The 24,715-nt window shown below is 40.2% G+C and carries 24 protein-coding genes and 1 pseudogene; 22 read left to right on the forward strand and 3 right to left on the reverse strand.

All coding sequences use genetic code 11. The annotated features are described in order from the left end of the window. Nucleotides 1-11: 11 nt before the first annotated feature. The 7 genes from R2H34_RS03165 (at nucleotide 12) to R2H34_RS03195 (ending at nucleotide 6,936) form a co-directional block, all read left to right on the forward strand. On the forward strand, nucleotides 12-3,143 hold the full coding sequence (locus tag R2H34_RS03165; RefSeq protein WP_125274836.1) for an efflux RND transporter permease subunit: 3,132 nt from the start codon (nucleotides 12-14) through the stop codon (nucleotides 3,141-3,143). A gap of 8 nt (nucleotides 3,144-3,151) precedes the next feature. Next, nucleotides 3,152-3,511: a hypothetical protein gene (locus R2H34_RS03170; protein WP_002123399.1), complete on the forward strand. Its 360-nt coding sequence runs from the start codon at nucleotides 3,152-3,154 to the stop codon at nucleotides 3,509-3,511. Nucleotides 3,512-3,529: 18 nt separating this feature from the next. Then, a complete protein-coding gene (locus R2H34_RS03175; protein ID WP_004960828.1) occupies nucleotides 3,530-4,243 on the forward strand; it encodes a HupE/UreJ family protein in 714 nt (237 codons plus the stop codon). 12 nt (nucleotides 4,244-4,255) lie between these two features. Next, nucleotides 4,256-4,903 (forward strand): hypothetical protein, encoded by a 648-nt coding sequence (locus R2H34_RS03180; protein WP_002123386.1) that lies wholly within the window; start codon nucleotides 4,256-4,258, stop codon nucleotides 4,901-4,903. Nucleotides 4,904-4,997: 94 nt separating this feature from the next. Beyond that, nucleotides 4,998-6,305 carry an MFS transporter gene (locus R2H34_RS03185; protein WP_002123398.1) on the forward strand — a complete coding sequence of 436 codons (1,308 nt, stop codon included), beginning with the start codon at nucleotides 4,998-5,000 and terminating at the stop codon, nucleotides 6,303-6,305. Continuing rightward, complete coding sequence (locus R2H34_RS03190; protein WP_002123402.1) at nucleotides 6,306-6,734, forward strand: YqaA family protein; 429 nt, start codon at nucleotides 6,306-6,308, stop codon at nucleotides 6,732-6,734. It abuts the gene before it with no gap. Between the two features lie 109 nt (nucleotides 6,735-6,843). Next, the gene (locus R2H34_RS03195) at nucleotides 6,844-6,936 is read left to right on the forward strand and encodes a YHYH domain-containing protein (RefSeq protein ID WP_228127123.1); all 93 of its coding nucleotides are present in this window, start codon (nucleotides 6,844-6,846) and stop codon (nucleotides 6,934-6,936) included. A gap of 396 nt (nucleotides 6,937-7,332) precedes the next feature. Here R2H34_RS03195 and R2H34_RS03200 read toward each other — a convergent pair whose 3' ends face one another. Next, nucleotides 7,333-7,599, reverse strand: a complete 267-nt coding sequence (locus R2H34_RS03200; protein ID WP_004644596.1) for a metal/formaldehyde-sensitive transcriptional repressor — start codon at nucleotides 7,597-7,599, stop codon at nucleotides 7,333-7,335. Between the two features lie 57 nt (nucleotides 7,600-7,656). On the opposite strand from R2H34_RS03200, the gene dmeF reads away from it, so the two are divergent. Further along, nucleotides 7,657-8,640, forward strand: a complete 984-nt coding sequence (dmeF, locus tag R2H34_RS03205) for a CDF family Co(II)/Ni(II) efflux transporter DmeF (RefSeq protein ID WP_002123401.1) — start codon at nucleotides 7,657-7,659, stop codon at nucleotides 8,638-8,640. 127 nt (nucleotides 8,641-8,767) lie between these two features. After that, a protein-coding gene (locus tag R2H34_RS03210; RefSeq protein ID WP_100222571.1) for an IS4-like element ISAba1 family transposase occupies nucleotides 8,768-9,858 on the forward strand; the annotation gives its coding sequence in 2 pieces (ribosomal slippage) (nucleotides 8,768-9,308 and nucleotides 9,308-9,858; 1,092 coding nt in all). Here the strand turns inward: R2H34_RS03210 and chrA are convergent. Both chrA and R2H34_RS03220 read right to left on the reverse strand, forming a co-directional pair. Beyond that, nucleotides 9,820-11,217, reverse strand: a complete 1,398-nt coding sequence (chrA, locus tag R2H34_RS03215) for a chromate efflux transporter (RefSeq protein ID WP_318342414.1) — start codon at nucleotides 11,215-11,217, stop codon at nucleotides 9,820-9,822. The two genes, R2H34_RS03210 and chrA, sit on opposite strands and share 39 nt — an antisense overlap. Continuing rightward, nucleotides 11,214-12,140: pseudogene (locus R2H34_RS03220) on the reverse strand (chromate resistance protein ChrB domain-containing protein). The gene chrA and the pseudogene R2H34_RS03220 overlap by 4 nt, the downstream one beginning before the upstream one ends. A 231-nt stretch (nucleotides 12,141-12,371) precedes the next feature. Between R2H34_RS03220 and R2H34_RS03225 the strand changes: the two are divergent. The 13 genes from R2H34_RS03225 (at nucleotide 12,372) to R2H34_RS03285 (ending at nucleotide 24,658) form a co-directional block, all read left to right on the forward strand. Continuing rightward, entirely contained in the window at nucleotides 12,372-12,758 is a 387-nt protein-coding gene (locus tag R2H34_RS03225) for a hypothetical protein (RefSeq protein ID WP_318342415.1), read from the forward strand. Nucleotides 12,759-13,557: 799 nt separating this feature from the next. Next, nucleotides 13,558-13,818, forward strand: a complete 261-nt coding sequence (locus R2H34_RS03230; protein WP_002126044.1) for a hypothetical protein — start codon at nucleotides 13,558-13,560, stop codon at nucleotides 13,816-13,818. A gap of 17 nt (nucleotides 13,819-13,835) precedes the next feature. After that, nucleotides 13,836-14,417, forward strand: coding sequence for a hypothetical protein (locus R2H34_RS03235; protein WP_151814536.1), 582 nt, complete (start codon nucleotides 13,836-13,838; stop codon nucleotides 14,415-14,417). An 11-nt stretch (nucleotides 14,418-14,428) separates the two neighbouring features. Then, nucleotides 14,429-14,809, forward strand: a complete 381-nt coding sequence (locus tag R2H34_RS03240) for a hypothetical protein (protein WP_282896559.1) — start codon at nucleotides 14,429-14,431, stop codon at nucleotides 14,807-14,809. 120 nt (nucleotides 14,810-14,929) lie between these two features. Continuing rightward, nucleotides 14,930-15,229 (forward strand): hypothetical protein, encoded by a 300-nt coding sequence (locus R2H34_RS03245; RefSeq protein ID WP_125274708.1) that lies wholly within the window; start codon nucleotides 14,930-14,932, stop codon nucleotides 15,227-15,229. 116 nt (nucleotides 15,230-15,345) lie between these two features. Further along, nucleotides 15,346-16,383: a DUF932 domain-containing protein gene (locus R2H34_RS03250; RefSeq protein WP_125274709.1), complete on the forward strand. Its 1,038-nt coding sequence runs from the start codon at nucleotides 15,346-15,348 to the stop codon at nucleotides 16,381-16,383. A 144-nt stretch (nucleotides 16,384-16,527) separates the two neighbouring features. Next, on the forward strand, nucleotides 16,528-17,601 hold the full coding sequence (locus R2H34_RS03255; protein ID WP_125274710.1) for a YqaJ viral recombinase family protein: 1,074 nt from the start codon (nucleotides 16,528-16,530) through the stop codon (nucleotides 17,599-17,601). 139 nt (nucleotides 17,602-17,740) lie between these two features. Continuing rightward, complete coding sequence (locus R2H34_RS03260; protein ID WP_125274711.1) at nucleotides 17,741-18,637, forward strand: hydrolase or metal-binding protein; 897 nt, start codon at nucleotides 17,741-17,743, stop codon at nucleotides 18,635-18,637. A 242-nt stretch (nucleotides 18,638-18,879) separates the two neighbouring features. Beyond that, nucleotides 18,880-20,610 carry a type I restriction-modification system subunit M gene (locus R2H34_RS03265; protein WP_282896800.1) on the forward strand — a complete coding sequence of 577 codons (1,731 nt, stop codon included), beginning with the start codon at nucleotides 18,880-18,882 and terminating at the stop codon, nucleotides 20,608-20,610. Beyond that, the gene (locus R2H34_RS03270; protein ID WP_282896799.1) at nucleotides 20,600-22,003 is read left to right on the forward strand and encodes a helix-turn-helix domain-containing protein; all 1,404 of its coding nucleotides are present in this window, start codon (nucleotides 20,600-20,602) and stop codon (nucleotides 22,001-22,003) included. The genes R2H34_RS03265 and R2H34_RS03270 overlap by 11 nt, the downstream gene beginning before the upstream one ends. Next, the gene (locus tag R2H34_RS03275; protein ID WP_282896798.1) at nucleotides 22,000-23,454 is read left to right on the forward strand and encodes a restriction endonuclease subunit S; all 1,455 of its coding nucleotides are present in this window, start codon (nucleotides 22,000-22,002) and stop codon (nucleotides 23,452-23,454) included. The genes R2H34_RS03270 and R2H34_RS03275 overlap by 4 nt, the downstream gene beginning before the upstream one ends. Before the next feature lie 2 nt (nucleotides 23,455-23,456). Continuing rightward, nucleotides 23,457-24,155: a DUF3800 domain-containing protein gene (locus R2H34_RS03280; protein ID WP_282896797.1), complete on the forward strand. Its 699-nt coding sequence runs from the start codon at nucleotides 23,457-23,459 to the stop codon at nucleotides 24,153-24,155. Further along, on the forward strand, nucleotides 24,152-24,658 hold the full coding sequence (locus R2H34_RS03285) for a hypothetical protein (RefSeq protein ID WP_262735166.1): 507 nt from the start codon (nucleotides 24,152-24,154) through the stop codon (nucleotides 24,656-24,658). Before R2H34_RS03280 ends, R2H34_RS03285 begins: the two co-directional genes overlap by 4 nt. Nucleotides 24,659-24,715 lie beyond the last annotated feature (57 nt).

Here is a 24,715-nt window from a genome sequence, read left to right on the forward strand (position 1 = left end):
GGGTAGCGACTATGTTTGATCAAATTGTTAAGTTCTCGATCAAGAATCGATGGCTTGTACTGATTGTCTTTCTGTTTATCGGTGCATTTGGCGTTTATAACTATTTTAAACTGCCGATTGATGCTGTACCTGACATTACCAATGTACAAGTCCAAATCAATAGTGAAGCGCAAGGCTTATCTCCAATGGAGATGGAGTCACAAGTGACCTATCCAATTGAAACGGCTTTGGCTGGTATTCCTAATCTGGAATACACACGTTCTGTATCGAGATATGGTTTATCTCAGGTTACGGCGATTTTCAAGGAAGGTACGGATATCTATTTTGCTCGTCAACTCGTAAATGAAAAGTTGCAAGGGGTTACTCCAACACTTCCGACTGGCATATCGACTTCAATGGGGCCTGTTTCAACAGGGCTTGGCGAAATCTTTATGTACACTGTTGAGAACGCAAAAGATAATCCAAATCCATTATCTCCCACTGAATTAAGAACTCTGCAAGATTGGGTGATTAAACCACAGCTTCGAAATGTTGAAGGTGTGAATGAAATCAATACGATTGGCGGTTATCTAAAACAATTCGTGGTACAGCCGGATTATGCATATTTACACAGCATTGGTTTAGATCAGCAGGATATCCTGGATGCTATTTCTAAAAATAGCATGAACAAAGGGTCTGGTTATATTGAGAAGAATGGTGAGCAGTATTTGATTCGATCAGATTCTCAAATTAACTCAATTGAGCAAATTCAAAATATCCCTATCACGACAAGCAGCGGTTACATTCTGCGTTTGAAAGATGTGGCAAAAATATCGATTGGTCACGAGTTACGTACAGGTGCAGCAACTAAAGATGGGCAAGAAATTGTCTTAGGTACTGCATTTATGCTGATTGGTGAAAACTCGCGAAATGTTGCTCATGCGGTAGATCAAAAGTTACAAAAAGTCCAAGAGTCATTGCCAGAAGGTGTTGAGGCAAAAGCAGTTTATAACCGTACAACCTTGGTTGATGCGACGATAGACACGGTGAAGAAAAACCTTCTAGAAGGTGCAATCCTCGTTATTGTCGTTCTTTTCTTATTTCTTGGACATTTCCGTGCAGCGCTCATCACTGCGATGGTGATTCCTTTATCAATGCTCATGACCATTACAGGCATGGTGAATCAACGAATCAGTGCAAACTTAATGAGTTTAGGTGCGCTAGATTTCGGGATCATTGTCGATGGTGCTGTCGTCATTGTTGAAGCTTCACTTGCAAAATTAGCGATGAAGCAAAAAGAGTTGGGCCGGATTCTGACGCGTAAAGAACGTTTTATTACCGTATTTGAAGCAACTAGAGAATCTCGAAAAGCGATTCTTTATGGTCAATTGATCATTATCTTAGTGTATCTGCCTGTCATGACGCTTACTGGTGTTGAAGGCAAGATGTTTACACCGATGGCAGCTACAGTTGTTATGGCTCTCGTGGCTGCAATGGTTCTTTCGATTACTTTTGTTCCTGCAATGGTGGCTTTGGTCACGACAGGCGAAATTAAGGAAGAGGAATCGAAGATTGTTCATTTCATTAAGAAAGTTTATAGCCCAATTTTAGATTGGTCTTTGAGTCATCGTTATAAGCTGATCGCGTTCGTAGCAATTTTCTTTGTATTCAGTGCGAGTCTTTCAACTCGTTTAGGTTCCGAATTTATTCCCTCATTAGATGAAGGTGATGTGGCATTACATGCACTTCGAATTCCTGGAACTTCTTTAACTCAAGCTGTTGAAATGCAGTATGCGCTTGAAAAAGAAATCGTCAAAATTCCTGAAGTGAAAACCATGTTTGCCAAAGTGGGGACAGCTGAAATTGCGACTGACCCAGTTCCACCAAACGTCGCTGATAATTTTGTGATATTGAAACCACGTAGCGAATGGCCGAATCCTGACAAGGAAAAATCAGCTGTCGTTGCCGATATTGAACGTGTGGCAAAAGGCGTTTATGGCAACAACTATGAGTTCACTCAGCCGATTCAAATGCGTTTTAACGAACTGATTTCAGGTGTCCGTACAGATGTTGCAGTGAAGATTTATGGTGATGATTTAGATCAGTTGCTTGAATCTGCAAATGCTGCAGCGAAAATTTTAGAAGGTGTGAATGGAACAGCCGACTTAAAAGTTGAACAGATGAGTGGGCTTCCAATGGTCTCTGTTGAACTTAAAAAAGACATGATCGCCAACTACGGTCTTGATGCTGAAGATGTACAAAAGCAAGTATCCAGTCTGATTACGGGGCAAACAGCAGGTAAGGTTTTTGAGGGAGATCGTAAGTTCGATATTGTGGTTCGAATGGACCAAAACTCTGTTACGGATTTAGAAAAGCTTTATCAAGTTCCAGTGAATTTGCCTGATGGTTCAAGCGTACTTTTATCTGAACTGATCGAATTGAAAAATGTTCAGGGTCCAAACCAAATTTCACGTGAAAACGGTAAACGCCGAATTGTGATTACAGCGAACGTCCGTGGTACAGATATTGGTAGCTATATCGAAGAAGCACAGACTAAGTTGAATGCTGACTTTAAATTACCTGAAGGCTATTGGCTGACATGGGGCGGTACATTTGAACAAATGGAATCAGCTTCAAATCGTCTAATGATTGTTGTACCTCTCGCTTTGATCTTAATTTTTGCCATGATCTATATGGCATTAGGAAATGTCAGAAATAGCGTGCTGGTCTTTACGGGTGTGCCATTTGCCTTAACGGGCGGTGTGATTGCCTTAGCCTTACGTGATATCCCATTCTCTATCTCTGCAGCCGTTGGTTTTATTGCACTGTCGGGTGTAGCTGTACTGAATGGCTTAGTTCTAGTGTCTGCAATCCAGAGATTGAGAGATCAAGGTGAAGGACTACTCGAAGCTGTTAGACACGGTGCATTGGAACGACTTCGCCCAGTATTAATTACGGCTTTAGTGGCATCTTTAGGTTTCATCCCTATGGCATTGAATGTTGGGATTGGCTCTGAAGTGCAACGACCAATTGCGACTGTTGTGATTGGCGGAATCTTATCTTCGACCTTATTGACGTTGATTATTTTGCCTACGCTATACGTTTGGTTTAACCAAGGACGTAAAAAGCAATCAGATGATTTTTCTGAGCAGCAAGAAGCCTAGGTGAAACAATGATAGGCATAGTGAGAGATAAAAAGTTTAGAAATTTGATGATGTGGTTCGTCTGCATCATCAGTCTTGCACTATGCCTGCATTTTAATACGCACAATGCAGAGACTGCATACCAAGAACATGCGGTTTATGAGTTTGAAAGTGTACATTTTCATGATGTGCATCAAAAGCAAAACCATATTCATCATGATAATTTTCATGAGCATTTTGGTGAATATCAGTCTGGTCAATCGATGACTTTGTTATTTACTTTAGCCTTTATTTTGATCCTAGATAGAGTGAAAAATTATCTCTATCTCATGATCAGTCGTATTTTCAAACCTCCCAAAACATCGCTAGAAACTTTTCTTTTTAGTTAACTTTGGAGTTTGATTTACATGCAATTTATTTTTTCACAATGGGTGAGACTCAAGGCATTTTTAAAGTTATTGATTACTTTAAGTGCTGTTTTGATGAGTCCTGCACTTTTTGCCCATGGCGTGGCAGAAGGTGACAAAGGCTATATTCAAGAAATTTATGGGGTACACATCATTCCCTTTATTTACCTTGGTGCAAAGCACATGGTTACAGGTTATGACCATTTGCTGTTCCTCGTCGGGATTATCTTTTTCTTATATCGCATGAAAGATATTGGCTTATATGTCAGCCTTTTTGCGATTGGTCACTCTGTGACAATGCTGATTGGGGTGTATTACAACATTTCCATGAATGCATACATTATTGATGCAATTATTGGTTTTTCTATTGTTTATAAAGCTTTGGATAATTTAGGTGCATATCAGCGTTGGTTTGGTTTCCAGCCCAACACTAAAGCAGCGACGTTAATTTTTGGTCTGATTCATGGCTTCGGTTTAGCGGTAAAAATTCAAGAGTATGAAGTTTCGGCAGATGGTCTATTGGCAAACCTCATTGCATTTAATGTCGGGGTAGAGCTTGGTCAATTTATGGCTTTAGCGATGATTTTGCTGTTGATGACAATGTGGCGAAAAACGCCGTATTTCTTCAAAACAGCTTATCAAAGCAACGTTTTTTTAATGTTCCTTGGCTTTTTACTTGTGGGCTTTCAGCTTACTGGCTTCGTTACTCAATAAGGATTTTCAAATATGTACAACGCTCAAATTCCACAAGATGTTGAATTACCTTCTGCAAAGAAACTTGTTAAATCAACCATTATCGCTGCAGTGAGTGCTGCAGTTGTCTTAGTTACAGTTGTTATGCCAGCTGAATACAATATTGATCCTACTGGGGTTGGTAAAGTTCTAGGCTTAACAACGATGGGTGAAATTAAGCAATCTTTGGCTCAAGAGTCTGAAAATGGTATGGGAGAGGCAGTTTCAAACACGATATCGAGTGAAGCTGCAAGTGACCCTAATATTCAATCATCTATGCCAATTGGTGAAGCAGAAAAAATGCTAATGCCTGCAATTCAAAAGCAACAGATGACAGTTGAGTTGAAGCCCGGACAAGCCACTGAAATTAAGTTGGCGATGCCGGAAAGTGCTAGCGTGAATTTTAAATGGACAACATCAGGCGGTGGTCTAAATTATGACACGCATGGTGATCCAGTGAGCGCTCCTAAGGGCTTTTACCATGGTTATGGCAAAGGACGTAATGAAACTCAGCAAACAGGTACATTAACAGCAGCTTTTGATGGTAAACACGGCTGGTTCTGGCGTAATAGAACTGAAAGTCCTGTTTCAGTGACATTGGAAGTTGAAGGCCAATTCAGTGATATGAAGAAAGTCTTTTAAGCTTTAAAAAAATCTCCTTGGAATAAAATCCAAGGAGATTTTAATTGGCATTGATTTTAGAAATAAAAAATAGGTTCTAAAAGGGGTCCCAAAAATGCTAGAAGTTTTAAAAAATACAACGTATAGGCATTTGTTCTTAGCTCAAGTCATTGCGCTTATTGGAACTGGGCTGATTACGATTGCTTTGGCTTTACAGGCGTATGATATTGCTAAAGGGGAGGCTGCTCAGGTCTTAGGCATAGCATTGGCGATAAAGATGATTGCTTATATTGGGGTAGCACCTATTGCTTCAGCATTTGCAGAAAGGCTGCCACGTAAAAAAGTTTTAGTGGGGTTGGATATCATCCGTGCTTTAACTGCTTTATGTCTGCCTTTTGTGACCCAAATTTGGCAAATCTATATTCTAATTTTTATTCTGCAATCTGCATCAGCTGCATTCACACCTACTTTTCAGGCCATGATTCCTGATGTATTGCCTGAAGAAAAAGATTATACCAATGCCTTGTCTCTTTCTCGTTTGGCTTATGATTTAGAGAATATTATTAGCCCAATGTTGGCAGGATTTTTACTTGGATTTATAAGCTATCACAATCTATTTTTAGGCACAGTCATTGGCTTTATTGGTTCAGCACTTTTTGTTGTCAGTGCAAAATTGCCTGCTGCTAAAGTACCTGTATTTAAAGGGGTGTATTACAGAATAAAGCAGGGGACAAAAATTTATTTTAATACTCCGCGTTTAAAGGCACTCCTAGCGTTAAACCTTGCGATTGCGTCAGCCAGTGCTGTAGTGATTGTAAATACGGTTGTACTCGTTCAATCAACCTTTAAGCTAAATGAACATGCCACCACTTGGGCCTTTGGCTTGTTTGGCTTAGGGTCTATGCTCTCGGCATTTATATTGCCTAATGTTCTGGATAAATTTAACGATCGAGCTGTGATGCTGAGCGGCACAGCTGTACTAGTCGTTGGCTTATTCTGTGGGTTTTTTATTAACTCATACAACGGACTATTAGTTTTATGGTTTGTCTTGGGAATAGGTTACTCAGTATCTCAAACACCTACAGGCCGGTTAATTCGTAAATCTGCATCTAGTGAAAATAGAACTTCATTATTTGCCGCGCAGTTCGCTTTTTCACACGCATGCTGGTTGATAGCTTACCCTTTAGTGGGTTGGCTGAGTACCAATTTTGGAACACTCTTTACATTTGTGCCTATGGCGGTCATTGCTCTAGTAGCAATGAGTATTGCCTTTATGATTTGGCCAAAACAAGATGAATCCGTAATCGTACATTCACATGATGATTTACCTGTGGATCATGAACATCTACTCAGTCACAACCATGATGGAAAGCATTCACATGACTATGTGATAGATGAAAACCATCAAAGATGGCCGAAATAAATGATGGCCTATGTTTTATTATTTTTAAGTGCCTTTGGTGCAGCAACACTATTGCCCCTGCAATCTGAGACAGTGTTAGCAGGCTTTTTTCTGTTAGGTCGGCATTCTGAGCTGTTGCTCATACTTGTAGCAACAGTTGGGAATGTACTTGGTTCTTGTGTGAACTGGTGGTTGGGTATCAAGCTAGAAGTCTATAAAGACAAGCGTTGGTTTCCAGTATCAGAGAAGCATTTATTAAAGGCTCAAATCTTATATGCAAAGTATGGTTCACCCATGTTATTACTCAGTTGGGTGCCTGTGATTGGTGATCCAATTACGTTAGTCAGTGGAGTTTTAAAGGAAAAATTTACTATATTTATAATTTTGGTTTTCACGGCTAAATTTTTAAGATATATCGTTGTTTACATGATCTATTTAGAGGTTGCTTGAAATATATTCTAATAAAAAAAGGAACTTGGTTATTCTATAATCTAAAAGTTTTATTCAACTCGGGGAAGATACAAAAATGAAAAAAATAGTTTTAGTTTGTGTGCTGGGAATGTTTGTAACTTATACAAATGCGCATTCGGGTGGTACAAATAAACAAGGTTGCCATACTAACAGCAAAACAGGTGATTACCACTGTCATTAAAGTCTACAAGAGGTCAAAAGACCTCTTTTTTATGAGTTGAAATAAAATAGTAATGTAATCATTAATGCAAAAGCCCCATACAAAGTATGAGGCTAACTTTAAAAATTAGTTTGTTAATACGGAGATTTCGGCAGTTGTATAGCCTCGCTCATAAAGGATACTGTGAATCGCATTTTTTATGCTTTGGCAGTTGGTTTTTTTAAACCTTTTAAAAAGTTCAAAGTCACAGTGATGACTTAAATTGAACTTTATTTCGAGCGCTTTTGAATCTGGAGTTGAATAAAGAGAAGTTAAAAACTTACGTATTCGGGGTCGCATATAAACTATTAAGCAATAAAGATGTACTCATCATATCAAGTCTATAAAAATTGAAAAGAGATTTTTTATCATGTCATTTTATTGATAGCGGCTGAGTAATGCTAAAAACTCTTTTAACTCTTCTTTATTAATCGCATCTTTATCTTTGATTACATGCTCTTTTAGATGTGCTTCAATCAATTGATTCATTAATCCATTCACAGCACCACGGACTGCAGCGACCTGTTGCAGTACTTCTATGCATGATTTGTTAGGGTCGGCCAAACTCTGCTCAACGGCGTTGATTTGTCCTTGAATACGCTTAACCCGATTTAAAATTTTTTTGTCTTGATGCAAATGAGACATAGCATTTCTGTCCAAACTAAATATACTGTAGGGGAGTATTATTGATGGCATAAAAAAATGCAATATCTAAGTAATGTTAAAAGCAACCATACGCATCAATTCGATGAAGGAAATCCGCTAGCGCAGAAGAAAATTTTAATTGCGACAATCCTGACGGGCGTCATGATGGTCTTTGAAATTTTTGGAGGTTGGTTCTTTAATTCGATGGCTTTACTTGCAGATGGCTGGCACATGAGTTCACATATGCTGGCATTGGGCTTAGCATATTTCGCATACCGAATGGCACGTAAATATTCACAAGATCAGCGATTCTGTTTTGGTACATGGAAGATAGAAATTTTAGCTGGATACTCTAGTGCGATCTTACTCATGGTTGTGGCATTGTTTATGGGAATACAATCGGTGGAGCGCCTATTTAATCCCGTCAATATTCACTATAACGAAGCAATATCAATTGCAGTGATTGGTCTTGCTGTGAACTTTATTTGTGCTTGGTTACTACACGATAGTGGGCATCATCACCATCATCACCACGAACATGATCACCATCATGATCATGGACACCATCACCATGATGAAGATGGGCATCATGAACATGATTTAAACCAGAAAGCGGCTTTCTTACATGTCGTTGCAGATGCTGTGACTTCTGTATTAGCGATCATTGCATTATTTGCAGGTAAATTTTTTGGCTGGGATTTCTTAGATGCAGTTTTGGGTATTGTAGGTGCATTTCTAGTCGCACATTGGTCTTGGGGGCTTATTCGCGAGACAGGCAAAACTTTACTGGATGCTGAAATGGAACATCCAGTTGTTCAAGAAATTCAGGAAGTCATTGATGACTTAGATAGCCGAATCGTAATTACTGATATTCATGTATGGAAGGTAGGTAAAGGTAAGTTTTCTTGTATCTTGTCACTAGATGTAAGCAGTTTAAATATCACGGCAGATGAAGTCAGAAAAGCCTTATCTATTCATGAGGAAATTGTGCACGTTTCAGTAGAAATTAATACAAGTTCTAGACTCCAAGCTGCAGTATAAAAATAGATAAAAAGGAGCAGCTCATTTGAGCTGCTCTTTTTTTATATGCTTAGTTTCTCTGTACACGACAAAAATAGATAACTCATTGAAATAATGTCACAATAATTGTTTTCTAACGACGAATACTATGACACATCTCAATGAGTTATATCTTATCTTAAACAAATCTCTAAAATGGAACAAGTCACATTTAAAGTGCTTTGCGCTCATCATGCTTGTGATCATTTTAAAGCAAACATGTAATCTTTCTTCTGCATCTAAAGCCTTGCCCATCAAGTGCTTACCACAATCATTTTATCGACGTATGCAGCGCTTCTTTGCAGGTCAGTATTTTGATTATCGTCAAATTTCTCAGTTGATTTTCAATATGTTTTCATTCGACCAAGTGCAACTGACTTTAGATAGAACCAATTGGAAATGGGGAAAACGAAATATTAATATCCTGATGCTCGCAATCGTTTATCGTGGAATAGCGATACCTATCCTTTGGACATTGCTTAATAAACGTGGAAATTCAGATACGAAAGAGCGTATTGCTTTGATTCAACGCTTTATAGCCATTTTTGGTAAAGACCGTATTGTGAATGTGTTCGCAGACAGAGAGTTTATCGGTGAGCAGTGGTTTACATGGTTAATTGAACAAGACATCAACTTCTGCATTCGTGTTAAAAAAACTTCATTGTCACCAATCATTTAGGAAAGAATCATAAAATTAGTGATTTATTTCGCCATCTTAAAGTTGGTCAAATTGAATGTCGTAAACGACGGATTTTGGTTGGTCGGGTGAAACTATATATAAGTGCACTACAGTTAGAAAATGGAGAGCTTTTACTCGTCGTTTCTCCTCAGTTTAATGCCAATGCTATTCAGGATTATGCATTACGCTGGGAAATTGAAACCTTATTCAGTTGTCTCAAAGGACGCGGGTTTAATCTTGAAAATACGCGCTTGACAGACCCTAGACGAGTGAAAAAATTGATTGCGGTGTTAGCTATAAGCTTCTGTTGGTGTTACTTAACGGGTGAATGGCAACATAATCAAAAAAAAGCGATAATAATAAAGAAGCATGGACGACTCTCAATGAGTTTATTTCGCTATGGTTTAGACTATGTTCAAATGGCGATTCAGCGTTTAATTGGTTTTGGGAAAAAAGAAGAGTTTAAGGAAATTTTGGCAATTTTAAGAAAGCAGAATCCTGATAGGATAAGGGTTCTGTGAAATTTGTCGTGTACAAAGGCTTAGTTTAATGATAAGCCCTAAAATTGCAGCAGCACCGATGACTCTTAATACACTTTGATTGAATTTAAAGAGAGCAATACAAGCGAGTATGGTTATTACTGCAGCTATGTAGTCAAATTGCCCCTCAAACCCTTTTGGCCATAGTACATGGTAAGCAAAGAAGAGGGCCAAATTAAGAATTACGCCGACAACGGCTGCGGTAATTGCTGTCAGTGGTGCAGTAAATTTGATTTGATTGTGAGTGGATTCGATTACGGGTGCTCCACCGAGAATAAACACAAACGAAAATAGGAAGGTGAACCAAGTAACAATTGTTGCTCCAAAAGCACCAGCTAAAAACTTATGTTCAGGCCCTAATAGGTCAAGGTTGTACCCGCCCATAAACCCAACGAAAGCAACGACCATAATGAGTGGGCCGGGTGTGCTTTCACCCAACGCTAAACCATCGATCATTTGGGTTGGTTTAAGCCACTCATAGAAGTTAACAGCACCTTGATATACATAAGGTAAAACCGCATAAGCTCCACCAAATGTCATTAAGGCTGCTTTAGTGAAAAACCAAGCCATTTGTGTATAAGCGTGAGACCAGCCATAAGCTACTGTCAGTAATGCTATAGGGAGACACCACAAAATAATTGCAACAACCAGCAATTTAATCAAGCGAGACCATTTGAAAATGGCATGTTCAGGTGTGGGAGTATCATCATCAATAATTGCTTTCCCGTAGTCTTTGAGACTTGATGCGTGAACATTGCTAGTGAATAATTTTGGGTCAAATTTACTTAAGAGATAACCACTTAAAGCAGCCAGCAGCACAATAAGGGGGAACGTAACATTAAAGGCAAAAATGAGAATAAATGCGGCACATGCAATAGCATACATATATTTATTCTTCAGTGACTTACTGCCAATACGATAGGTTGCATGAAAGACGATAGCGGTGACAGCAGGTTTAATGCCATAAAAAAGCCCTGCAATGACAGGTACATTTCCAAATTTTGCATAGACCCATGAAAGACCGATGAGAATAAAAAGGGAAGGTAAAATGAAAAATAGTCCGGCAATGATACCGCCTTTTGTTTTGTGCATTAGCCAGCCAATATAGGTTGCTAATTGTTGTGCTTCAGGCCCCGGAAGCAACATGCAGTAATTGAGCGCATGCATAAATCGCTTTTCAGAGATCCATTTTTTTTGTTCTACCAATTCTTGGTGCATGACAGAGATTTGGCCTGCAGGCCCGCCAAAGCTGATAAATCCGAGTTTTAACCAAAACAGTATGGCCTCTTTAAAGCTAACCTCTGGATTGGGCTCGAAATCGTTTTCTTGCAATTGATTCATGAATTCTCGCCTTTAAAATTGGTATATAGACCATCAAAAATGTGATTGGATAATTCCACCAACTGTTGATCAGCATGAATACTGCTTCTTAGTCCTTGTAATATTTTTTCTAGCCCAAGTGCTTCTGGTGGCTCATTTCCGCCAATATCTAGGTAATGGACAATTTCAGCGATTTTCAGAAGTGATTTATCGGCTAAATTAAAGCTGTGTAAAAGTACTTCGAATGACACAAGCTCACCAACATGGGTAAACGTTGCACCGTCAAAATCAAAACCATAAGCATCTGCTGGACAATCTTTAATATCTTGTAGCCAAATAAAAGTAGGGTCTTTATCAATAAATTTTTGAATGAGCCACGTACAAGCTAAACGATCCACCCAAGGTCGTTTTCGCGTAGCCCAAGTTTTAGATTGGAAGTCATGAAGATTAAGAGAAGGTAGATCACTATTTATAGAAGAGGGCTCATTTGATTCCCCTAGGTGATGAATTTTAAGTTCGAGTTTTGATATCGCGTTTAAGGCTGTGTTTTGTAATTCATTAGGAAAGAAATCAATATCGATGAGAGATGAAAGTTGCTTTCTTAATTTTCTAATGCTTTTTAATGTTCATTTTTTTTGCTCAACATTCAGTGAACTCTCTATTTCATTCAGTTGTAGCAAAAATTCAGAGTATTCACTTTTTCTATTAAATAGTTGAATTAAGTCTAAATTATTGTTGCTAACGGAATCGAATAGATAGGCAATGCCATCGGCACTTTGATGTTCGTCAATAATGGGGTCAAAGCGCTGCTTTTGTTCATTAGGTAGAACATATACACCATCACGCAGAGTTGCTGCACCACAGCTTTTGATGGAACGCCAAATTCTCATTCGAGCAGAAGAGTTTTGTGTGGAAAGGCTAGAAATGAGGATGCTTATATTCATGTTATAAACTTTACAAGTTTTGTATAGGTTATAACAATTTATTTAATTGTGGTAATTTTTATACTGAATTTGTTATTCAGGAAATCTGATATATTGTTTGCTGATATACGTATGGATCATCACTATATCTAAGAAATTTTCGGGTAGTGTACAGATCTTTTTTGCGGTAGTTTTTACGGTAAATGTAGAACAAGAATTAATGAAATTTATTAAAAATCAGTGTCTTGGGTTGTGTTTATTGTGCGCGCTGAGCGCTACGAGAAGCGGATTGAAAAGCTGAGAGAATCCTACCGTAATACAAGCCAGATCTATCCTGATGCAGCGGATTTAAAACTGGAACTAAGTCTAAATGAGGGTGGAAATGAAATTATCGATTTGCGACAGTTAGAGCGATTTTTATCAAATTTCCAAAATAGTTTAGCCACAGTATTTTGGTATCGAACGCAGGTGGTCTATCGTTTTTATCGGATTGTGCGTGATGATGTTCAGCAGCGGTATGTGATCCACTTTTATCTGAGCTTTAACCGATCACTCTATGCTGATCCTTTGGGATATTGCAATGATAGCAGAGAGCACTGGATATCTGGGCACATGCGTTTATCCAGAAATGCATCATGAGCTTTCCGATGCTGATGCACAAAAAGCGCTGAGGGTTGAGCGGACTATGCAAGAAGAAGGGGGCTGTCCTTTGCGTGCATTAAATAGCATGCCGGAGAATCAAACGGGTCAGTTTGGGCTTCCGAATAGAATTTGCATTTACCCTAAAGGATTTAAATGGTTTGATGGAGCACCTGTACGGCGCTGAAAATTTATATCAGAGTCCTGCACTTGCTTGACGCTCTACAGCGTGCAGATTATCCTTAGCCTGCTGACCTACATCGTCAGTCGGTTTTGACAGACCGTTATCATCTAGCACATCAAAAAAGTAATTTTTTGGTGGCGAACTCGTTCGTCCCCCTTCGTTGCGGTAGGGCGAGGGAGGGACGCCTTGTGCGTGCCGGTTCCTAGATGACTGGTCTGTCAACCCTTTCTCGTTCTACCACCATTATTTGACAGTGATTTTGGTAGAACTTCTAAATCATCTAGGAGTACGCCATGCGCTTACATCAAGACCGTCTTTTATATTTCTCTTTTTTATGTGTGCCCGATCTACACCACAGGGGTAATGTGACCTGATGCTGTGTATTTCATGCATTGCTGTGTCGATCACTTTCTAAGAATAAAACTTTTTCAAGTACATATTACCGATATGAAGATGAATCTCTCATGCTGTTTTGAGGGGCATAGATTTGTGTGCTTTATCGTCTATAACACTTCAAAAAAACATAGATATTCATTCCAACATTTATGACATGGGGAACACTGTGTCTGATTAAGACCAAGACCAGTGATGCCTATAAAAAAAGAGAAAATGATGATGTTTAAAACTTTCCTAAAAACTGCCCTGATTTCATCACTACTTGCAGGCGCATCATTGGCGCAGGCAGGCTGGTTTGCACAAGCCAGTGAATCCTACCTTGTTCAAGCACGTCATACAGGCGGTGGGGTTTATCAATGTCTTTATAAAACCAATCCTGGCAACCGTGGTTGGCGTAATTTCACGGTGAACTTTCAAGGTGGTTGTCCACGTTTTGTTCACTTTAATGCGCAGAATGGTCAAGTCACTGTGCCCAACTAAATGAGGGGAACATTCAAATGACCCAAAAAACCATATTGGGCTTGGCGGCAATCTTAGCCCTGACCTTGATCAGCATCGCAGGCTTCTATTTCTTTAGCCCTAAACACCCAACTGAAAAAACGGTTCCAGCCAACACTTCTGACGCCAGCTCTGCACAACCTTTAGAATCTGCCAATTCAGAAGCAGTATCCACTGAGATTGCAGCAGCAGAAGTGGATGGCATCGATGTCAAAGAATTGACCACGGGAAGCAAAAGTCTGAGTCCATCAGATCATGAACCTGAATTGCTGAGTTTTGAGTTTGATCAAAACCTTAAGGCGGCGGATACCTTACTGTCGATGCTGCCTTATGATGAACTGCCTCAGTTTGAGCAGGACAATATAGACAAGTATCAACGCTATATCTTTGCCAAAGCCGTAAAAGATACAGGCAAATCAGTGCAAGACTTTAGCTTGCAAGAACATGGCGCACTGGAGTCGGAGCAAGCGGGTAATCGCTACTACGTCTATAAATTTGATAATGGCACAGACTGTGAAATCCATCTGGTCAGTATTGACTTAAATACGGGCGATTATGGCGTGAGCTATAACTACTGCTGAGGATGAAATGTATGAAGCAATTTTTTAAACCGATCCTACTGGCAGTGACTGTAACGACAGGAATGTTGTTGAGTGGGTGTAACTCTGGCCTTGATCCAAATACATTTACGGTAGAACTGGATGTCAAAGATACCAGTAACTGGTATGCGCAAAATCAATCCGCTACGGTATTGACCATCCGTTCTAACAGCGCAGATCCGATTGATGTCACCAATGTGCTGATCAACAACGGTGAATGCAGTTATGAAGGCTACCGCAGATCGTTGGAATATCCACAGCATTTTAAAATGGGTCTACGTTTAAGACTGAAATTAAAAGGCTGTGGCTATGACAATGTAGTGCGTGTTGATGTCGAAACTGACAAAGGCACTGCAAGCTATAGCTTTCAATAGCGACCCTCGACTCTCCACGACAAAGCAAAAACTCAATCAAACCGTGTCCTCAATGGGCATGGTTTTTTTATGCCCTCAATTCAGCTCTTCGTACTGAATTCATTTAACAAGGAATACTCAATGTCCTTTATTCAATGCCCCTACTGTCAGTCTAGCCATGTCAGATACACCGATTCAGGCAACGCCAACTTTAACTATTTTGAACAGTTACAACGCTGTATTTCACCTACACAGATGGCGATGTTTGGCATGCAGGTCGCTCGCAAGTCAGGCTTTTCACCGCTCTTCGGTGCAGCTGTTGGGGTAGTGGTGGGTGGCGTACTGGTGGTGGTGAGTCAGTATGCCTTTGAAAAATACTACAGCAATGCCGAGCAGTATCTCTGTTTGGATTGCCAACAAGCGTTTGCATGGGTGCCGTAATTGCATCACTGACTTTACACGGTTACATCTTTGAATAGCTGGATTGTTCAAATTAAACCCTTTCAGCACATTTCTGCATCTTTACATCTTTCACTTTTATTTAAGGAATAATAAAAATGGCACATCAACTTGAACAAATGGCGTATATCGGACAAACCCCATGGCATGGTCTGGGCAATCAACTTAGCCAAAACCAACCGATTGAAGTCTGGGCCAAGCAGGCAGGCATGGATTGGCGCATTGAATCCTCCAATGTCAGCTACATGGCTCAAAACTCACGTGGACAAAGCATCATCATGCCGTATGAAGAACAACGGGTACTGTACCGTTCAGATACCCATGCTCCTTTATCGGTGGTGAGTCAGCGTTATCAAGAAGTCCAACCGATGGAAATTCTGGAGTTCTACCGTGATCTGACCGAACAATCAGGCTTTGAATTGGAAACCGCAGGGGTGCTTAAAGGTGGGAAAAAGTTCTGGGCTTTGGCACGTACAGGACAAACTGCAGAATTGAAAGGTGGGGATGTCAGCAATGGCTATATTCTGCTGGCAACCGCATGTGACGGTACGTTGGCGACCACAGCACAATTCACCAATATCCGTGTGGTGTGTAACAACACTTTAGCCATTGCCTTACGTGGACAGAGTTCCAATGCAGGCGTGGTCAAAGTACCGCACAGTACCAAGTTTGATGCCGACAAAGTCAAAGATCAACTCGGTATTTCAGTCAAGACATGGTACGACCACATGTATGAAATGAAACAACTCACCCAACGTAAAGTCACCCAGAAAGAAGCAGCGGCTTATTTTGATGCGGTATTTAACAACAATAGCCTAAGTGTAATGGAACAGGAGGATAACATTATTCAGTACTACCGTAATGTTGCATCCCAAGCCAATCCACAGCCCAATAAAACTGAACCGAATGGACGTGCTATGACCAAAGTCATGAATATGTTTAACGGTCAGGGACGTGGGGCAGACTTATCTTCAGCCAAAGACACCGCTTATGGGTTGCTTTGTGCAATCACCGAATTTGTAGATCATGAACGTCGTGCGATGAGTACCGATCACCGCCTTGACTCTGCATGGTTTGGTGCAGGGGCAGCATTGAAACAACGTGGATTGGAGCAAGCTTTACGCTTAGTGGCTTAAGCTGAATTTAATCTTGAAACTTTACCATCAGGGCATGTGATCAGTACGATCAAGTGTCCTCCTAATTAACGATCCCTCTTTGCCACATCTTCGGATGTGGCTTTTTTTATGCCGTTTTAAAATCAATGATAGAAGGATAAACCCATGAATCAGATTATAAACCCAACAGTAACGTCTCAATCTCAGTATTTACCAACTGTAGCCAATCACAAGCTTAAACAAAGTCAATCAGGTTCAAAACGTAGTTTAAATGCCAAACGTCTGATCAACACCAAACAACTGGACTATCAGGCATGGCTGGAAGTGCGTAAACAGGGAATAGGCAGCAGTGATGCCGCAGCTGCCTGTGGCTTGAATCCTTATATGTCGATGCTAGAACTGTGGATGATTAAAACAGGACGGGTACAGCAAAATATTGAAGATGAAAGCTCAGGGCATGCACCTTTATATTGGGGCAAGCAGTTAGAACCCTTGGTCGCAGAATACTACAGCATGCACACCAATAATAAAGTCCGTCGGGTCAATGCGGTACTGCAGCACCCTGATCCTGACAAAGCCTTTATGTTGGCGAACTTGGATTATGCCGTAGTGGGCAATGAAGACGTACAAATACTGGAATGTAAAACCGCAGGAGAATATGGCGCTAAACTGTGGCGAGATGGTGTGCCGTTATACGTGTTGTGTCAGGTACAACATCAACTGGCGGTGACAGGCAAGCAAGCGGCACATATTTGTGTGTTGCTGTGTGGACAGGAAACCAAAATCTACAAAGTCAGTCGTAATGAAGCCCTGATTGAACAGATCATTCAGGCAGAACGATTATTTTGGGAATGTGTTGAAAATGACGTTCCACCAGCAGTGGATGCCAGTGAATCGGCAGCCAAAGCTTTACAGCAGCTCTATCCTGAACATACCCCGCTCAGTTGTGTTGATCTAACGGAGGTCGAACTTGCCAATGAACTGTTTGATCAGCTGATAAAGGAAAAACAGCAGATTGAACAACACCAAAGCCAGTTTGATCTACTCAAACACCGAGTTCAGGCACTGATGCAGGAACATGAACGTGCCGTATTTCAGCAAGGTTCAGTGACATGGAAGAAGAGCAAGGATAGTATTAGCCTGGACATCAAATCCTTACTTCAGCATCAACCTGAACTCATCCAACAGTACCCACTGCAGAAAGCAGGCAGTCGTCGTTTCAACATTTATCACGATTAGCTCAAAACTTAAAGTTAATCACTCAGCAAGAAGAAATCTGAAATCCCGTGCAGCCCTGCATGGGATTTTTTTATGCCGATTTTATTTTAAGCACACAGGGCAACACATCTAAACATCTCAACGACAGAGGAATTTCAACATGATTAAAGGTTTAGCAATCACACCACCCATCTTGGGACGGATCAGTATTGGCCGTGTAATAGAAAAGAATGGCAAGCGTCTGCCAGAGAAAGACGATCAGTTCACTATTACAAGTCAAATACAGGGTAAGGACGGTTGGATTAAACACCCCTTGGATGAGCAATTGCGTAGTCAAGCACCGAATCAAAAGCTGCGTAGCATCCCTGTACGTATGATCTTCAATGACCCTGAACTCAATCTTCGAGCTGAATATAGTTTATTTGACCGACAGACAGGTCGCCCGATTTGTGTGGGGAATGGTCAGACCTGCCAACGCATGACATCACAAGGTGTAGAGCAACATCCGTGCCCATCCCCCGACTTATGCCCACTTGGACAAGGTGGACATTGCAAGCCTTATGGACGCCTGCATGTCAATTTAGGCGAAGCCGATGAGTTTGGGACTTTTATTTTCAGAACCACTGGTTTTAACAGCATTCGCACTTTGGCAGCACGTTTGAATTACTACCATGCAGCATCAGGTGGTTTGTTGTCGTGTTTGCCGTTGCAGCTCACGTTGCGTGGGAAAAGCACAACTCAAAGCTATCGTCAGCCCGTGTATTACGTGGATTTAACGTTACGGGAAGGCGTGGATTTGCAAACAGCGATTCAAACAGCCAAGGAGATTGACCAACAGGGAAAACAGGCAGGGTTTGATCAGGCGGCATTAGATCAGATTGCACGGCAGGGTTTTGCCAATGCCAAGTTTGAGGTGCATGCAGAGGAGGGGATGGAATTGCTGGAAGAGTTTTATCCACACAATGACAGTGCTGTAGATACGGAGCATTCAGTGCAATTGAGCTATGTGCAGGAGATTCAGCAGGGGTTGCAGCAATCAGTCAGACCCGTCAACTAATCGATTAGTTGGAAAAGAGCAGCTTTCTAGGTTGCTCTTTTTTTTACGACAGTATTAGTCGTGGGAGTTGTCAAAGTACTATTTTAGCTATAGTTATCCCGTTAAAATGACAAGACTTAATTAATCTCTATTTTTTTTGTTAAGTGCATGACTTTTAATAGGTCGCAGATATGCTAACTTAGCAACATTGTTTAACATTAAGTATAAAACCAAAGCGGTTGATCTTGGATTGAGGAAATAAAATGCATTCATTGGAACAAAAATTTCTAAATGACTTAGATGACAAGCTTTGGAAAGCCGCCGATAAATTACGCAGCAGTCTAGATGCAGCCAACTATAAGCATATTGTTTTAGGACTGATTTTCTTAAAGTACGTATCAGATGCTTTTGATGAACGGCAATCTGAACTCAAAGAATTGTTTGCACAAAAAGACGATCACAATATCTACTACATGGCACGTGATCACTATGATAGCGATGAAGAATACCAACAGGCTATTGCTGACGAACTAGAAATACTGGATTACTACCAAGAAAAAAACGTATTTTGGGTGCCCAAAGCAGCACGTTGGTTAAGTATCCGCAATGCAGCAGCTTTACCAATTGGCTCAATCATTTGGCAGGATGAGCAAGGACAGGACGTGAAGTTGCGCTCTGTATCCTGGCTGATTGACAATGCCTTTGATGAAATTGAAAAAGCCAATCCAAAACTTAAGGGCATTCTGAATCGTATTGGACAGTACCAGCTGGACAATGACAAGTTACTTGATCTGATCAATACCTTCTCTGACACCAGTTTTACTAAGCCTGAATATAATGGTGAAAAACTCAGTCTGCACAGTAAAGATATTCTCGGGCATGTTTACGAATACTTTTTAGGACAGTTTGCTTTGGCTGAAGGCAAGCAAGGTGGGCAGTACTACACGCCTAAAAGCGTCGTCACCTTAATCGTTGAAATGTTGCAGCCTTATAAAGGGCGAGTGTATGACCCTGCAATGGGTTCAGGTGGATTCTTTGTATCCAGTGAAAAGTTTATTGAACAACATGCTCAGGAAAAGCATTACAAAGCCTCCGAACAGAAAAAGCATATTTCTATTTATGGGCAGGAAAGCAACCCGACCACATGGAAATTGGCTGCTATGAACATGGCGATTCGTGGGATTGATTTTAATTTCGGTAAAAAGAATGCAGACAGCTTTTTAGAGGATCAGCATCCAGACTTGCGTGCTGACTTTGTTATGGCCAATCCGCCTTTTAATATCAAGGATTGGTGGCATGCTTCTCTAGAAAATGATGTGCGATGGAAGTATGGTACACCGCCACAAGGTAATGCTAACTTTGCTTGGATGCAACACATGCTGCACCATTTGTCACCTACAGGCAGTATGGCATTGCTACTTGCCAATGGTTCGATGAGTTCCAATACCAACAATGAAGGTGAGATCCGTAAGAACCTGATTGAAGCTGACCTGGTGGAATGTATTGTTGCATTACCAGGACAACTGTTCACCAACACGCAAATTCCAGCCTGTATCTGGTTTTTAACCAAGGATAAAAAGAATGGCTTGTCTTTAGATAAAAAGAAAGCCAACCGTGAAGGCAAGACTCTGTTCATCGATGCCCGTAATTTGGGCTATATGAAAGATCGCGTACTGCGTGACTTTACCGATGCAGATATTGCTAAAATCACCAATGCTTTACATGCTTGGCAACAAGGCGAAAATTTTGAAGGCGAAGCGTATCAAGATGAAAAAGGTTTCTGCTTCTCTGCTGAGCTCAAAGATATACAAAAGCACGACTACGTACTGACTCCGGGACGTTATGTTGGTGCAGTCGAGCAGGAAGATGATGGCGAGCCATTTGCTGAAAAAATGCTACGTTTGACTGCTCAGCTCAAAGCGCAATTTGCTGAAAGTGCTGTGTTGGAAAGTGAGATTAAAAAGAATCTAAAAGGCTTGGGTTATGAGTTCTGATCATCCTTTATTGCAGGAAATTCAGAAGGGTGAAAGTCAAACCCTTGAATTTAAAGAGCAGTTACCGAAAGGACAACAGGTGGCAAAGACCTTGATTGCTTTTGCCAATACCAGTGGTGGTAAACTGGTAGTGGGTGTAAGTGATGACCGCCAGCTCATAGGCATCCAAGGTGATATTTTTGAGCTGCAGGATCAGATCACTTCGATGATCAATGAACTGTGTATGCCAAATATTCTGCCGTATTTCTATATCGAGAATATCCAAGGCATTGAGTTATTGGTGATTGAAGTCAGCCGTGGTTCATTGTTGCCTTACTATCTTAAGCCCCAAGGTAAGGCACAGGGAACCTATATCCGTCTAGGTGCAAGTAATCGTGTAGCATCGTCTGAGTATATCCAGCAACTTGAATTGCAGCGTCTGAACCAGACCTTTGATGAACAGCCGAATCCGCAATACAGTTTAGATGACATCGATTTACAGCCTTTAAAGCAAGCCTTTGCTGAGCTGGGTAAAGAACTGTCTTTGCAGAAGATGCGGAATCTTAAATTGATCATTCAGCAGAATGGACAGGATTACCCAAGTCATGGGCTGCTCATTTTGTTGGGGCTTTATGAGCAGGTTGAGATTAAATGCAGCCGCTTTAAAGGCACGACCATGACGGTGTTTTTGGATAAAAAAGAATACCGTGGAGACTTATTTAGTCAGTTAAAGCAAACAGAGCAATTCATCAAGAATCATCTGCATCTACGTGCTGAAATTTTAGGGTTACAGCGTACAGAAAGTTATGAAATACCTATTCCTGCGATTCGTGAAGCCTTAGTGAATGCAGTGTTACATCGTGACTATAGCAATGCAGGGCGTGATATTAAGGTCGGTATTTATGATGACATTCTGAATATCGTATCGCCAGGTGGCTTGCCCAATGGTCTGACTGAAGAAGATTTGGCACAAGGTCGTTCAGAGATTCGTAACCGTGTTTTGGCGCGTGTGTTTAAAGAGCTGGGTTATATCGAGCAGTGGGGCAGTGGTATTGCCCGTATTAAAGATCTTTGTTTACAAGCAGGTAATGCAGAACCTCAACTGAAAGCACAAGGTGATTTTGTCGATTGGGAATTTTATCGTCCTTCGATTGAGCAATTAGGTGGCTCAATAGGTGGCTCAATAGGTAGCTCAATCCAAGAAACTATGCTGACAGATCGTCAAAAAGAGATTTTAGTTTTGATTCAACAAAATCCGAAAGTTTCCTATCGTGCTATGGCGGAGCAGTTCGGTATTAATGAGTCAGCAGTGAAAAAGCATTTGAATAACTTAAAAGATGCAGGCTGGCTTGAGCGTGTGGGTGGAACTCGTGGCTATTGGGTGATTAAGAAAGAGTTTGGGGGTGTGGTGTGAGTTCTACTCTACGTTTGTTTTGGGAAGCTGCGGGCGGTAATGTGCCTGAGCATTGGGAATTTAAAACAATAGATGAGTTATTAGAGCATCCGAAGGCTATATCAGTTGGTGTGATGTATCCGGGATCTGATACTGATGGTGGTGTTCCTTTAATTAAGGTTTCTGATGTTAAAAATGGAGCAATTGCATCACGCCCTTCATTTTGTATCAGTAACAAAGTTGATGAAGAGTATAAAAGGACTCGTTTAAATGGTTCGGAGCTTTTACTGACATTAGTCGGTAATCCCGGTGATTGTGTAATCGTAACTGATGAAATGTGTGGCTGGAACGTGGCTAGAGCATTGGCTGTGATTCGCCTGAAAGATACTCAATTGCGGTCTTGGATACGTTATGTACTGGCAAGTAAGCCCGCACAACATTTAATAGAAGCTAGATTAAATACCACAGTTCAAAAAACCTTGAATTTAAAAGATGTACGGGAAATTGGCATTCCAATGCCTCCTAGAGAAGAACGTGATTCAATAACAAAAGTAATTGATTTAATTGAGAAAAATACATTACTTAATACGCAAATAAACCAAACCTTAGAATCTATCGCCCAAGTGATTTTTAAAAGTTGGTTTGTCGACTTCGATCCTGTCCGTGCCAAAATTGCAGCTAAGCAGGAAGGAAAAGACCCTGAACTTGCTGCCATGTGTGCCATTAGTGGTAAAAACGAAGAAGAGCTTCAGCAAATGTCTGAAGATGATTTTGCTGAGTTACAAGCGAGTGCTGCGCTGTTTCCTGATGAGTTGGTAGAAAATGAGTTAGGGGAAGTGCCGAAGGGGTGGGAAATACTAGATATTGATAAAACAACTTCATTAATTATTGATCATCGAGGTAAAACACCTAAAAAATTAGGTTCTGATTGGTCAGACACAGGTATAACGGTTTTATCTGCCAAGCATATTAAAGATGGATATATTGTTAATCGTGAACAACTTAGATTTGTTGACACAGAACTTTATAATAAATGGATGAAAGAGGAGTTAGAGGAAGGGGATATTCTTTTAACATCAGAAGGGCCTATGGGTGAAATGTATTATTTGGCTTCTGATGAAAAATATTGCTTGAGTCAAAGACTTTATGCTTTGCGTGCCAATACTGATTTAATATCTTCAGCATTTTTATATTTTTGGTTATTAAGTCCTTATGCAAAATCAGATATGAATGGACGTGCCACAGGTACGACAGTTGTTGGTATAAGACAATCAGAGCTTAGAAAGGTTAAAGTTTTGACTCCATCAAAAAATATTTGTGATTTATTCAATGAAAAAGTGAAGGCTAATTTAAAACAGATAGCACTTAATAATAATAAATCGGTAAATTTAGCTCAAATTCGGGATACTTTATTATCTAAATTATTGTCGGGTGAAATTGATGTGTCGGGTTTACAAATCGAGGTGGCTTGAGCGTGAGTATCTTTAATATTTATTGTGACGAAAGCTGTCATCTCGAAAATGATGGTTTTGCTGCAATGGTACTTGGTGCAGTATGGTGCCCTGATTCACATCACAAGTATTTAGCAAGAAAAGTTAAGCAACTTAAAAAAGAATTTGATATATCTGCAAATAATGAAATTAAATGGACGAAAGTTTCTAAAAGTAAACTCCCATTTTATAAAGCACTCGTAGATTTGTTTTTTGATGAACCTCTTCTTTATTTTAGAGGCGTTGTGATTCCAGATAAAAGTAAATTAAATCATGCAAACTTTATGCAGAATCACGATGATTTTTATTATAAGCAATGGTACTTACTGCTGAATCGTTTAATTGCACCAAATCATAATTACAAAATCTACTTAGATATTAAAGATACTAAGGGACAAGAGAAAGTAACAAAGTTGCGTGAGGTTTTATGCAATGCGAATTATGATTTTGATCGCACTATTATCCACTCAATAGATTTGGTGCAATCACATGATGTTTTGTTACTACAGCTAGCAGACTTGTTTATAGGTGCTTTATCGTATTTGCATAGAGGGCTAAAGACGAGTGAAGCGAAGCTTGAACTCATTCATTATTTACAAAATCGTTCACAGTTGAGCTTGCAGATAAGCACATTGCTTAAAGCGGAAAAGTTTAATTTGTTCATATGGAGTCCTCAATATTGAATACTCCTCCTGAACTGATTGCTTTTGCGGGATTTGATAGTTGGAATGACTATGAAAATGAAATATATGCGATTTATTTAGAAACCGTGGTCAATGCCAACTTATTATTTTTGAATACGCCAGTAAAAGTCAGATTTCGTCCGACAACAAAAGATAAAGCTTTTGGTTTTTGGCATTTGATTTCTGAGGCTGCCGATCAAAATAATAAAGATGAAGACGACAGACTTCCAGATCTAAAGCGTTGCGAGAGAATTCGGTGGGTGGCTTGGTGTATAACCAATGCACATCAAGCAGGTTTTCTATATTGGGAAAATCAGCGTGGCAGGGAAACCCATGTTGTCATTTGGGCGGAACATCTAGATTTTGTGGTTATTTTAGCTAAGCGTAAAACAGATTTAGATGAAAAATATTATTTATTGAAAACAGCATATTGCCTAAGAGAGCATACAAAACGTAAGCTTAGAAAAGAATATGAAAGTTTTCATACCTCTAAAAAAGGCTAAAGCCCCGATATATTGCTATATAAGGACTTCGTATACTCCTTCTACACTAGGTAGATG

Origin of the sequence: Acinetobacter sp. 16, assembly GCF_033439925.1 — a bacterium.
Lineage (GTDB): Bacteria > Pseudomonadota > Gammaproteobacteria > Pseudomonadales > Moraxellaceae > Acinetobacter > Acinetobacter junii.